The following is a 12760-nucleotide window of genomic DNA, read 5'->3' as shown; positions in this document are numbered from 1 at the left end:
GAGGAGAACAGGACATGTGGTTTTTTTTCGCAGGAGCTGCGGCTATTTGCTTCGGGATTAGGGGAATTCTTTATCAATGGACGTCACAAAGACCGATTGATCGTAATCTATTACTTTTAGGTGTCTACATATCTGGTACGTTGATTGCTTTGATTAGTAATGTGATCGCCAAACAACCTTGGTCAAACGGTGCATGGTATGGAGTTTTAATGGGGTTGTTTTCCTATATAGCCAATGCTTCTATGTATAGAGGGTATGCGGTGGGGAAGGCCTCGATTATTGCTTTATTTTCAGGACTGCCGCCGCTAGTTGTCGTAATTGTTGCCTATATACTATGGGGAGAGGTTCTATCAACCTGGCAATTAACCGCGTTTTTTATTGTCTTACTAGGCCTCATCCTTATTAAATATTCACAGGATTTAAAGCTCAATCAGTTAAAAGGGATTCAATGGGGAATTCTAACGATGCTTATCTTCGGCTTTTCAGATGTGTCCATCAAACAATCAACCATTGCTGGCGCAGCTACATTACCTGCATTAATCATCATGTATGTAACCGGAACAGTATTGTTTGGTATTACCTGGGCCATTTCCTATGCAAAGAGTAAATCTACTGTTCAGGAAAAAGATCAGTATGAGGAAGCGCCAAACAAGACTACACAACAAAATAACATTCCACACTGGACTTTGAAAAGAACGTTAGGCTGGGGAATGTTTGTAGGGATTACGAATATAGCGGGCATGATGTTTCTCTTTCCCGCATTCCGCGAAGGGATCACCGGAATTGTTTCGGCCATTAGTGCAATGAGCGTTGCACTCGTCATTTTATATGCTCATTTTTATTTGAAAGAAAACATGAGTAAACGTGAAATTACGGGACTTATCGTAACTGTTGTGGGAATTCTTGTCTTACGTTTAACTTCTTAGGGAACTAGACTGACTCAAATGACGTCAGCTAAAATACTTATGTGAAAATAAAAAAGCTTGCAGAGTGGTCAGACTTCGACATTCTCTGCAAGCTTTTTTTGTTGGATTAGTAAAAAAGAAGTTTTCGTGAAAAAGAATAACTTTACAAAATATTAACAATATTGTAATTAAAAGTAAGATATCGTAGGGAATTAGTTGAAAAAAACGATAAACTCCATTAAAAATTCAAGAAACGAATACAGAAATTTAATAATTTAAATTAAAATTGGAAAACTGTCAAGAGTTAGAGAACAAAAAAATGAAATAATTAATAATCAAATTAAAATATAGTTGTTTATAACTTGAGATAATTTTACAAAAAATGAAATTAATATAATAATAGGTAAGGATGCCTAATTAGGGGGAGGTCGAGATATAATTTAGGAGAAAAGTCTTAATCTTTAAATCTTTTCCTTTACAGAAAATATTTATTTAACCAGTGATTGTGAACTTGGAAGAAGAAATATCAGATTTTTTTCTGGTTGATGAATAATGCAATATGAAAAAACTACGAAACTGTCACTATGCTTAAGGGAGGTGAGGGTCATGTGAAAATAGAAAAACACCATGAACAAGGATCCTGGAAGATATTGTCCATGGGTGTTTCGAGCAGAAATAAATTCTGTCTTATCGTTTAGTATACTCTTTTTATTTCATTAGTAAAGAAGAGGTCGTTAAAAAAGTGAACAGACCAAGTTGAGAAGGTGCATGGAAAGAGGCTATTTATTGTTAAGAAAATAGGAATGAGATTTATTGTTAGTGAATGAATATAAACGGTAAACAAACCGGCACAAGAACGTACGAATCATCAATCACCTAAATAAGGAGTGTTAGTGATGTTATTGAAAAGATTCTATATTATAAACAAAGAGACAGTATGCTTGTTATCAGAGTATGACGAAAGAGGGTATGAATGTACAAGAGTAATTGAAGGAGAAAGAGTCTTCCTTGTAAAAAAGTCAGTTCAAGATGTACTCGAAGAATCGTTTCATTATTATGCACGTAATTTAGCTGGTGCTATAGTAGGGGCACGTTCGATTCTTGGCGATAAACATTTTCTCCCAGTTGAACTTAATGTCCACCAAGGGATTATTCTAGCCCCTTTTCACATATCAAAAAGTAAAAAGAAAATTTGGGTTGTTACCTCAAAAATTATAGATGTACAAGAAGTTTCTGAAAAACTAACGGTTTTACATTTAATGTATGGTCACAACCTCAATATTTTATTACCGAATAAACAAGTTGACAGTCGGCGCAGCAAGGCTGATAAGCTTCAGATTGTTTTACAAGTACGTTACTATACTAGTGAGAAAATCAGGACATTATTATATGAACCGGGTAGTGGCTTTACCGTAGTAGAGGAAAAGGGAGAATATAATTTTCAAGTGAAGAACAAGAAGAAGGAAGAATAAGATAAAGGAGCAGCTAACTTTTGGAGTTGGCTGTTTTTTTGTAGGGGAAATTAAGTATAGTTTACTATTGTTCCACTTTTTAGTATAAAATCTTACATATAAAGAATACTTAGGAGCTACCATGACTACTGAGAAAAAACTAATCGTTAATTCTGCAAAGGGGAATTTATTGACAGAATTAATCAAATCAATCAATGAGTGTGAAAAACTTATTATTAGATCCTGCATTTGAAGGTGCGTTGAATGAGTTGTCAAGTAAGCTACCTTTAAAAAGGATTTATGAATTTGTTATTGCACAATATTTACTTGAACACCAAGAAATCTCTCTCGAAACTGCAAATCAGGAAATGTTAAAGTTTGTGAAATATGTGAATGAAGATAGTGTGAAGCATGCATTCGAATGTCTGAATCAAGATTACTATGATACTGTTCAGTTAAAAATAAAATTATTTACCTATCAAGATGAAAAGTTGTCTAAAACCCCAATTTTTCAAGAAGTGCTTTACAATGAAACGTTTAAAGGATATGTAAAAGATATCATTCATTATGGGCTTTTTCGGTATGAGAAAGTGTTTAAAGAGCAAGATTATGGCGTTCCCCATTTTAAATTATATGAACAATATCAAATGATTGACGCTGCTTTAACTATCTAATTATCGAAAAGTTCATAGTTCGTTTAGAGGCTCTGGTCTACTTACGAATGGGAATGGCTACTTTTTGTATATTGATTTACATAAAGTAGCCAATATAAAGGAAAGTCTTAATTACCATGACGAGTTTATCAACGAACGATACTTTCAATGGCAAACCCCAAATTCTACTTCGCAAAATACAGAGCGAGGGAAAGGGATTACTTTTAATGAGGCAAAGGGAGTAAAGCTACATTTATTTGTAAGAAAGTATCGAGAAATTGATGGGAAAACAAAGCCCTATATCTATATAGGTAATGGGAATACGGTGGAATATAAGGGTGAGAAACCGATTACAGTGAAAATTAAATTAGAGCATGAAATCCCTACAAACTTGTATAAGGAATTCACGATAAAAATATAGTCTTCTCAGTTGAGAAGACTAATTTTTTCAGTAAGTAATTGTTCAACGGCAGGTATGTCTGCGGGTGCCCATTTTAACGAAGCTAAATTTTCTCTTTTTAGCCAGATGAATGTAGAGTGTTCTGTTGGTATTGGAGTTCCTTCCTTAATTTTGCATTTGATGGATAATAGGTTGATAATGAAGGTTTCATATTCATGAGTATGATCATTGAAAAGGTCGATTGTTTCAATTTTACAAGAAAGCTCTTCGTCAATTTCTCGTATTAAGGCTTCATAAATATCCTCATCCTTTTCTACTTTTCCACCTGGAAACTCCCACATATTCGGAATGGACATTTCGGGAGATCTTAAGGCACAAAGAATTTCATTTTGATCGTTTTCGATGATTGCTGCAACTACCTTGACTACTTTTTTCATAGAAACCTCCGCTAAGTTTTATTTTGTTATCATATCATGTTTAATCGGATGATCCCAACTAGTTTGGATACTAGTTGTATACTATAGAAGTAACAATGAATTTACTCTTCTTTCTTTGATTGTGGTAGAAAAGAGAATAATGTTATAGAATTTTTTTGTTAAACTACTTGTTCGGTGATGCGTCCTAGAAGTGATAGAAAGAATGAGGTAGAAGAGCATTCAATGAAGAAAATACATTGAGAAACGCGAGAGGAAATCCTTTGAGAAGTTGTTAGAGTACATGAAGGATGATCAAATTTGAAATATTTTAATAGCCACCTTGTAATGATAAACTTGCAATCGGGTTATGATAAATAATATATTTTTATGAATATATTGAAAAGGTTTTCAAAGGGTGATATTATAATTACGTAAACGTTTTCGTTACTTGATTTTATTTTACAAAGTAGGTGGGAGTATGGCGTATACCATCAAAGATGTAGCAAAAAAAGCAGGTGTTTCTATCGCAACTGTTTCTAGAGTTCTTAATAACCAACCTGGTTTTTCGGAAAAAACGAAACAGAAGGTTCAACAAGTTATTGAAGAACTGGGGTATGAACCAAATGCTGTAGCAAGAGGTTTAATCAATAATAAGACACATACAATTGGAGTACTATTCCCTGAATTATCAAGTATGTTAGTAACAGATTTCTTAAATGGTATTGAAACGATGGCCCATGAACTTGGCTCAAGTGTAATTGTTTGTCATACAGAGGCTGATGGTGAGAAAACGATGAAGTACCTTCAGTTATTAAATGAAAAAAGAATTGATGGCATAATTTTTGTAAGCGCCATCTTGAAAGAAGAGTATTACAATTATATAAGAAAAATGGGCATTCCCATGGTTCTCTTATCTACAGAATCTTATGCTTACCCAGTACCTTATGTAAAAGTGAATGATCAGCATGCTGCTTATTCAGCAACCAAATACCTACTTAATAAAGGGCATAAAAAGATAGGGATGATTAGCGGTAACAAAGATGACCTGATTGCTGGTAAGCCACGAATTATGGGATTTAAAATGGCTCTTAAAGATTCAGGTATCGCTTTTACAGATAATATTATCTATAGTAAGGGATTCAGCTTTCAAGATGGATTAGATGGCATGGAAAAGCTTATGAAGCAATCATCTGAAATATCCGCTATCTTTGCGGCTAGTGATGAAATAGCCTTTGGAGCATTGTCTTTTGCATATCAACATGGAATAAAGATTCCTGACGATGTATCGATAATTGGGTATGATAATTTAAGTATTGCAGAAATGGCTATTCCACCGCTAACCACTGTTGGACAACCATTGATAAAAATGGGGAAGACAGCAGCAAGTATGCTTTTTGAAATGCTTGAATCAGGAAATGTTTTTGTTGAGAATCGGATTTTACCACATGAAATTTTGGAAAGGGAGACGGTAAGAGAAAAGCGTTAAACTTTTTTTACTCTTTTACGTAAACGTTTACGTTGGATGAAAATTATCAATCTCACAAATTGGAGGGAATATTATGTTTAAGAAAATAACTACAGGTTTCGCAACAATGGCTTTAGGAACTTTCATTCTAACTGGCTGTTCATCTTCAGATTCAAGTGATGGTGTAAAGCTAGAGCTTTTTTCGAATAAATCAGAGAGTATTGATACGTATAAAGAACTTATTAAAGAATTCGAGGCAGAAAATCCTGATATTAAAATAGAATTTAATTCACCGCCAGAAGCTGAAACGGTATTAAAAACACGTCTAACTAAAAATGATTTACCAGATTTGATGTCTATTGCTGGTAATGCCACATATGGTGAGTTGGCGCGTGCTGAAGTTTTAAATGATTTCACTGACTCAGAGCTAGTTAAAACTGTACAACCTTCTTATATTGATATGATACACCGTTTGGTTGGTTCAGAAGTAGAAGGAATATATGGTCTTCCGTATGCAACGAATGCAAATTCTGTTATTTATAATAAACAAAAATTTGCTGAACTTGGGCTTGAAGTTCCAACTACTTGGGATGAATTTATTGCATTACTTGAAAAGGTAAAAGCAACCGGAGAGACACCTATTTATTTCACATTAAAAGATGCCTGGACTGGAATGATTAGTTGGAACTCACTAGGTGCTAACATTGCGGGTGAAGACTTTGCTGAAAAGAAAAATGCCGGTGAAACTTCATTTGTCAAAAGCTATGATGAAGTTGCTGATAAAATGTTGAAGCTTATCTCATACGGTCATAAAGATAATATGGGTGTTGCTTACGGCGACGGAAACAATGCGTTTGCAAAAGGGGAGGCAGTCTTGTATATCCAGGGTAACTGGGCGATCCCTGAAATCTTAAAAGCGAATCCGGATATCGAACTTGGCGTTTTCCCAATGCCTGTCAATAATGATCCAGATCAAAATAAATTGGTTTCTGGTGTTGATGTCTTACTGACGATGAATAAGGAAACGAAACATAAGGATGAAGCAATGAAATTTATTGAATTCATGATGAAAGAAGAAATCTCTCAAAAGTACATTAACGAGCAGAAGGCTTTCTCAGCTATTGCGAACATTTACCAAGAAGATCCTGTTTTTGAAGGGATAAAAGGAAACTTTGAATCAGGTACAATTACGAGTTTCCCTGATCATTACTATCCAGCGGGAATGGGTGCGGAAAACCTCGTTCAGGAATTTTTAATTAAACAAGATAAAGCTGTCTTCCTGAAAAAAATGGATAAAGAGTGGGAAAAAGTGGAGAATCGTTGATTTCTAGATTATGAGGATGGCCCATAAAAAAAGGAGCAAACCCTTTTTGAGTCATTCTCATCTTCTAAAAAAGGAGATGTCATCATATGAAGAAAAACCATGTATTCATGGCTATTGCATTGCCTGCTCTTGCTCTTTTCTTTATTTTCCATACGTATCCTGCTTTGCAAGGGATTTTTTATAGCTTTACAGATTGGAAAGGCTATGGAAGTTGGAATTTTGTTGGGGTAAAGAACTACCTGAATGTCTTTAAGGATAACCGTGCAGGAGCAGCCTATATTTTTACCTTTCAATTTGCCATTGTTACTACGATTGTTGTAAATATTATTAGTTTACTCATTGCTATTGGCCTTAATTCTAAGATTAAATTTCGAAAGACGCTCAGGGCCATCTATTTCTTACCCTATATCTTAAGTATTCTGATCATTGGTTTCATTTTCAACTTCATTTTTGCTCATTTCCTACCACAAATCGGAACAGTACTGGGTTCAGAATTACTCTCTAAAAATATTCTTGGTAATCCGGATTTAGCCTGGATTGGTATCGTCATTGTTGCCGTTTGGCAGGGTGTGGCCTTTAATACCCTTCTTTATTTAGCTGGGCTGGTTACGATTTCAGAAGACTTATATGAAGCAGCGAGTATTGATGGAGCAGGTATCTGGACGAAGTTTTGGAAGATTACATTTCCAATGATTGCTCCTTTCTTTACGATCAATATGGTGTTATCGATGAAAAACTATTTAATGGTATTTGACCAGATTGTCGCTATGACAGGAGGAGGACCTGGCAAATCAACAGAATCGATATCTTTGCTCATTTACCGTGGAGGATTTGAAGGTGGCCAATTCGCCTATCAATCTGCCAATGCTGTTGTGTACTTTGTCGTCATTGTCATCATTTCTATTATTCAACTCAAAATTTTAAATAGAAGAGAGGCGGCCAACTAATGACTCGCAAGAAAACAAACTGGATAATTACCGTTCTCTTAATTTTAGGTTCACTTTTTATTCTTTTCCCAATATATTTAGCGATTACGATTGCTTTTAAAACACCTCCAGAAATGGCAGGGAATTTACTTGTACTACCGAAGTCTTGGTCATTTGATAACTTTAAACAAGCCATTGAAATGACGAATTTTTTCAATGCCTTTAAGAATAGTTTTTTTATTACATTCTTTGTGGTAATTTTTACGGTTCTAACCAATTCCTTAGTTGCTTACGCCATTGCAAGAAATTTGCATAAGAAGTTTTATAAAACATTGTACTTTTATTTTCTTAGTGCCATGTTCATCCCGTTTCCCATTATTATGCTCCCGTTAGTTAAACAAACAAGTGCCTGGGGAATGGATAATTTAGTTGGTTTAATTGTTTTATATGTTGTATTTAATTTATCATTCAATGTATTTATTTATATCGGGTATATAAGGTCCATACCGGTTGAATTGGAAGAAGCAGCGATTATGGATGGCGCAAGTACATGGGGTGTATTCTGGAAGGTCATCTTCCCGTTATTGGCTCCGATGAATGCAACAGTAGCTATTATTACTTGCCTTGGTGCGTGGAATGACTTTATGCTCCCGCTCGTGCTTTTAAGTGACCAAAGCATGGCAACATTGCCACTTGTACAGTACATTTTTCAATCGCAATTTAGTACGGATTATAATTTAGCATTCGCATCCTATTTAATGGCTCTTGCTCCGATGATTTTAGTGTATGTCTTTGCTCAAAAATGGATTATTAGTGGAGTTATGAGAGGCTCAATTAAATAAAGTGTATTCTAGCATATTGGAGTGAAAAACTTGGAAAAGTCATGGTGGAAAGAAAGTGTTATTTATCAAATCTATCCCCGAAGTTTTAAGGATAGTAATGGAGATGGAATCGGCGATATTAAAGGAATAATTGAAAAGCTCGATTATTTAAAAAAACTAGGGGTGGATGTGATTTGGTTATCACCGGTGTATAAATCACCCAATGATGACAATGGATACGATATTAGTAATTATCAAGATGTTATGGATGAATTTGGAAATTTAGAAGACTGGGATCAATTATTACATGAAATTCATTCACGGAGCATGAAGTTGATTATGGACTTAGTGGTGAACCACTCTTCAGATGAACATGCTTGGTTTGAAGAATCTAGAAAATCAAAAGATAACCCATATCGTGACTATTATATTTGGCGTCCTGGTAAAGATGGTAAAGAGCCGAACAACTGGGAATCTGCATTTAGTGGTTCGGCATGGCAATATGATGAAAATACCGATGAGTATTATTTACACTTATTTAGTAAGAAACAGCCTGATTTAAATTGGGAAAATCCTACTCTTCGGAATGAAGTATACAAAATGATGGCTTGGTGGTTAGATAAAGGAATCGACGGATTCCGCATGGATGTGATTAACTTTATTTCTAAAGTGCCTGGCCTTCCCGATGCGGCGAATCCAGAGGAAAAAGCCTATGTGGGTGGCGGTCAGTATTATATGAATGGTCCTCGTATTCATGAGTTTTTACAAGAAATGAATAAGGAAGTGCTATCTAAATATGACATTATGACGGTCGGTGAAATGCCAGGTGTTGATGCTGAAGAGGCAAAGCTTTATACAGAACAAAACCGTGGGGAATTGAACATGGTGTTCACGTTTGAGCATATGGATCTTGATTCAGGCCCCAATGGAAAATGGGATCTAAAGCCGTTCAATCTTCTTGATTTAAAAGAAAACATCACGAAATGGCAAACTGGTCTTCAAGGTGTCGGATGGAATAGCTTATATTTAAACAATCATGATCAGCCCCGGATGGTTTCTCGATTCGGAAATGACCAGGAATACAGGATTGAATCAGCTAAAATGCTGGCAACCTTCCTTCATATGCTTCAAGGAACTCCTTATATTTATCAAGGGGAAGAGATCGGCATGACGAATGTTTGTTTTGACACAATAGATGAGTACAGGGATATTGAAATCTTGAATATGTACAAAGAAAAAGTGATAGATGGCAATATGGATCAAAACAAGGTATTGGAATCGATTTACGTAAAAGGAAGGGATAATGCAAGAACCCCTATCCAGTGGGATGATACAGATCATGGAGGATTCACTAGCGGTCAGCCATGGATCAAAGCAAATCCGAACTATAAGCAAATTAATGCCAAGCAGGCTATACAGGATCCCAATTCTATTTACCACTATTATCGTAAGCTAATTAGGTTGCGCAAAGAAAATGAAATCATTGTGTATGGAGAATATGAGCTAATCTTGGCTGAACATGAACAGATCTTTGCTTACACGAGATCATATCACGATGAGAAGCTTCTTATTGTGACGAACTTCAGTGAAGAGCAAGTGGAATTTGTTATGCCAAAGGATTATACATTTACACCGAATGAGCTGCTCATTAGCAATTATGTTTTAGAAGAAACAGAAGCGAAACGAACATCGTTTACATTAAGACCATATGAAACAAGAGTGTACAAAGGATATTAGGAGTAAAATTATGAATAAAACTTGGTGGAAAGAAGCGGTCGTTTATCAAATTTATTGGCGTAGCTTTTTTGACTCTAACGGTGATGGTTATGGTGATCTACAAGGTGTTTTAAGTAAATTAGATTATATAAAGAGTCTGGGAATTGATGTAATTTGGCTTAATCCGTTTTACAAGTCACCTGATCGGGATAATGGATATGATATTTCAGATTATTATGGAATTATGGAAAAAGCAGGTGATATGGAGACCTTCGAACGATTAGTTGAAGCGATCCATGAGCGTAAGATGAAAGTGATTATGGATTTAGTGGTCAACCATACGTCTGATCAGCATCCATGGTTCGTTGAATCACGATCGTCGCATGATCATCCAAAACGAGACTGGTTTATTTGGAAAGATCCTAAGTTGGGAGCAGAACCTAATAATTGGCGATCCTATTTTGCCCCTTCTTCGTGGGAATTCGATGAAGGAACGAATCAATACTATTTTCACTCATTTGCAGTGGAACAGCCGGATTTAAATTGGAAAAATCCTGAGCTACGTCAGGAAATATATAAAATGATGCGTTTTTGGCTGAATAAGGGGATCGACGGATTCCGCATGGACGTCATTAATCTGCTTGCAAAAATAGATGATTTTCCAGATGCAGAAAACCCATATGACATTAGCTATTTAGCCAATAATCCTGGGATTCATAAATACCTTCAAGAAATGAATGAAGAAGTGCTTCAGCATTATGATGTAATGACGGTCGGAGAAATCCCTTTTGTTTCTCCTGAAGAGGGTTTGCTTTATGTTGACGAAACTAGAGGGGAACTAAATACTTTGTTTCACTTCCAGGTGGCAGATGAGATGCTAGAATGGGATATGAAACGGTTTAAAAGTATTCAAACAAGCTGGTATCAAGGGCTTAAACAAAAGGGATGGAATTCGCAGTTTCTAAATAATCATGACCATACAAGGCAGGTTACTCGGTATGGAAATGATGGGGAGTATCGAGAGGAATCGGCAAAATTACTTGCGACCATGATTCATACGTTACCAGGGACTCCTTATATTTTTCAAGGAGAAGAAATTGGAATGACAGGGGTCCGCTTCGCATCAATAGATGATTATAATGACATTGCAATGAGAAATAAATATCATGAAGAGGTTAACAAAGGGCGAGACCCTAAGGAAGTATTTGAAGGTCTGCTTCTTTTAAGCCGAGATAATTCAAGAACGCCTATGCAATGGAATGGAAACAAAGAGGCCGGATTTACTACGGATAAACCCTGGATTAAAGTGAACCCTAATTATCAGGAAATCAATGTTGAAAAAGCATTAGATGACCTAGATTCAGTTTTTTATTATTATAAAAAACTAATTTCCTTGAGGAAAGATAATGAGGTTATGGTGTATGGAGATTATCAAGATCTTTCGTTAAACGAGGAGAACTTGTATGTATATACCCGTACATTCAAAGAGGTAACTTGGCTTATTGTACTGAATCATTCAGATGAGAAACAAATGTTTATCTTCCCTGAAGAATATAGGAATAAGAGTAAAAGGAAAATCATCTCAAATTATAAAAGCGAAAATGAACTAGAAGATGAATGCTTAATGTTACTTCCGCATGAAGCTCTTATATTTGAATATAAGTAAATCTATTAAAATAAAAGGGTCAGACCTCACACTCTACACACCGTTTATCGTGTCATATACACGTCATATAAACGATATCGATAGTAGAATATGAAGTCTGACCCTTTTGTTACAAAGAATTTCATTTTGTGTGTTCTCGATGCTTGCTGCAACTACCTTGACTGCTTTTTTCATAAGAACCTCCGACGCGTTTTATTCTTTATAACAATGGTGTAAGCCTATATGTCACAAACTTTAAGATATGATTTTGAATAGTCTGTGTGGGCATTATTCATTATATAAAAGGGGGGACATAAGTATTGAACAAAGACTCTATCAGGCAAAGACTCAATTAATTGAAAAGAGATATATTTTCGTTGAATGGGCTGATATAAATTTTGTAGTTACACGTGAACTTTCATGCTTGTTCTCAAAACACAATATTTGTCTTGGGAAATCGTAGTCGGTATACTTCTACATATATAATATAAAAGGAGAGATCCCATGAACAGCTTAATCAAGAAGCAATTTGAACTGACAAGAGGATTTTTCATTAAAAATGCGGAGTCCTTATCTGATCAGGTAATGGACGTGCAACCAGAAGGCTTTAATAATACGATTCATTGGCAGATTGGCCATGTTCTGGTTTCTGCAGAGTCGCTTTTATTAGGCTTCCCGCAAAACGGAAGTCTACCAGCTAATTATGGGGAGTTGTTTGGAACCCGTACTAAGCCAAGTGATTGGCAAGGTGAGGTCCCGACTGTTGAGACGTTAATTGAACAGTTGAAAGAACAACTTACTCGTCTTACGGCGATCCCGGATGCTCGTTTTGAAGAAATGCTGCCAGAACCATTTTTGGGAATGTCTTCCGTTGGTGAAATAGCCAATTTTGTAGCGTTTCATGAATCGCTTCACTTAGGACAAGTTCAAACAATGAAGCGTGTCGTAGAAGCTTCACTATAAAGATTAAACCGGTTAAGAATAAATTCTTAGCCGGTTTTTTGATGAAGGCAGACTCGTTTTTTTAGAGAACTGAAT

At 35.7% G+C, this 12760-nt stretch carries 11 protein-coding genes and 1 pseudogene; 11 read left to right on the top strand and 1 reads right to left on the bottom strand.

Annotated elements, in window-relative coordinates; genetic code table 11:
• Positions 1 to 14: 14 nt before the first annotated feature.
• From AC625_RS19120 to AC625_RS28250, 4 genes and pseudogenes are all read left to right on the top strand, one after another.
• Positions 15 to 926, top strand: coding sequence for an EamA family transporter (locus tag AC625_RS19120; protein ID WP_049682740.1), 912 nt, complete (start codon positions 15 to 17; stop codon positions 924 to 926).
• An 875-nt stretch (positions 927 to 1801) separates the two neighbouring features.
• Entirely contained in the window at positions 1802 to 2377 is a 576-nt protein-coding gene (locus AC625_RS19115) for a competence protein ComK (RefSeq protein WP_049682739.1), read from the top strand.
• 200 nt (positions 2378 to 2577) lie between these two features.
• Complete coding sequence (locus AC625_RS28255) at positions 2578 to 3030, top strand: DUF8090 domain-containing protein (protein ID WP_281177259.1); 453 nt, start codon at positions 2578 to 2580, stop codon at positions 3028 to 3030.
• A 52-nt stretch (positions 3031 to 3082) separates the two neighbouring features.
• Positions 3083 to 3430, top strand: a pseudogene (locus AC625_RS28250) (DUF3427 domain-containing protein); the annotation flags it as partial.
• A 5-nt stretch (positions 3431 to 3435) separates the two neighbouring features.
• Here the strand turns inward: AC625_RS28250 and AC625_RS19100 are convergent.
• Positions 3436 to 3846: a (deoxy)nucleoside triphosphate pyrophosphohydrolase gene (locus AC625_RS19100; protein WP_049682736.1), complete on the bottom strand. Its 411-nt coding sequence runs from the start codon at positions 3844 to 3846 to the stop codon at positions 3436 to 3438.
• Between the two features lie 457 nt (positions 3847 to 4303).
• On the opposite strand from AC625_RS19100, the gene AC625_RS19095 reads away from it, so the two are divergent.
• The 7 genes from AC625_RS19095 to AC625_RS19065 all read left to right on the top strand — a co-directional run bounded on the left by AC625_RS19095 (position 4304) and on the right by AC625_RS19065 (position 12685).
• Positions 4304 to 5311 carry a LacI family DNA-binding transcriptional regulator gene (locus AC625_RS19095; protein ID WP_049682735.1) on the top strand — a complete coding sequence of 336 codons (1008 nt, stop codon included), beginning with the start codon at positions 4304 to 4306 and terminating at the stop codon, positions 5309 to 5311.
• Between the two features lie 73 nt (positions 5312 to 5384).
• Positions 5385 to 6614 carry an ABC transporter substrate-binding protein gene (locus AC625_RS19090; protein WP_049682734.1) on the top strand — a complete coding sequence of 410 codons (1230 nt, stop codon included), beginning with the start codon at positions 5385 to 5387 and terminating at the stop codon, positions 6612 to 6614.
• 86 nt (positions 6615 to 6700) lie between these two features.
• Positions 6701 to 7561: a carbohydrate ABC transporter permease gene (locus AC625_RS19085; RefSeq protein WP_049682733.1), complete on the top strand. Its 861-nt coding sequence runs from the start codon at positions 6701 to 6703 to the stop codon at positions 7559 to 7561.
• Positions 7561 to 8382, top strand: coding sequence for a carbohydrate ABC transporter permease (locus AC625_RS19080; protein WP_049682732.1), 822 nt, complete (start codon positions 7561 to 7563; stop codon positions 8380 to 8382). Before AC625_RS19085 ends, AC625_RS19080 begins: the two co-directional genes overlap by 1 nt.
• Before the next feature lie 30 nt (positions 8383 to 8412).
• Positions 8413 to 10098: a glycoside hydrolase family 13 protein gene (locus AC625_RS19075; RefSeq protein WP_049682731.1), complete on the top strand. Its 1686-nt coding sequence runs from the start codon at positions 8413 to 8415 to the stop codon at positions 10096 to 10098.
• A 10-nt stretch (positions 10099 to 10108) separates the two neighbouring features.
• A complete protein-coding gene (locus AC625_RS19070; RefSeq protein ID WP_049682730.1) occupies positions 10109 to 11743 on the top strand; it encodes a glycoside hydrolase family 13 protein in 1635 nt (544 codons plus the stop codon).
• A gap of 483 nt (positions 11744 to 12226) precedes the next feature.
• On the top strand, positions 12227 to 12685 hold the full coding sequence (locus AC625_RS19065; RefSeq protein WP_049682729.1) for a DinB family protein: 459 nt from the start codon (positions 12227 to 12229) through the stop codon (positions 12683 to 12685).
• The last annotated feature ends 75 nt before the right edge of the window (positions 12686 to 12760 follow it).

This window comes from Peribacillus loiseleuriae, assembly GCF_001183985.1.
GTDB lineage: Bacteria > Bacillota > Bacilli > Bacillales > DSM-1321 > Peribacillus > Peribacillus loiseleuriae.
The sequence above is the reverse complement of the archived record's forward strand: the minus strand, read 5'-3'. Positions and strand labels throughout refer to the sequence as shown.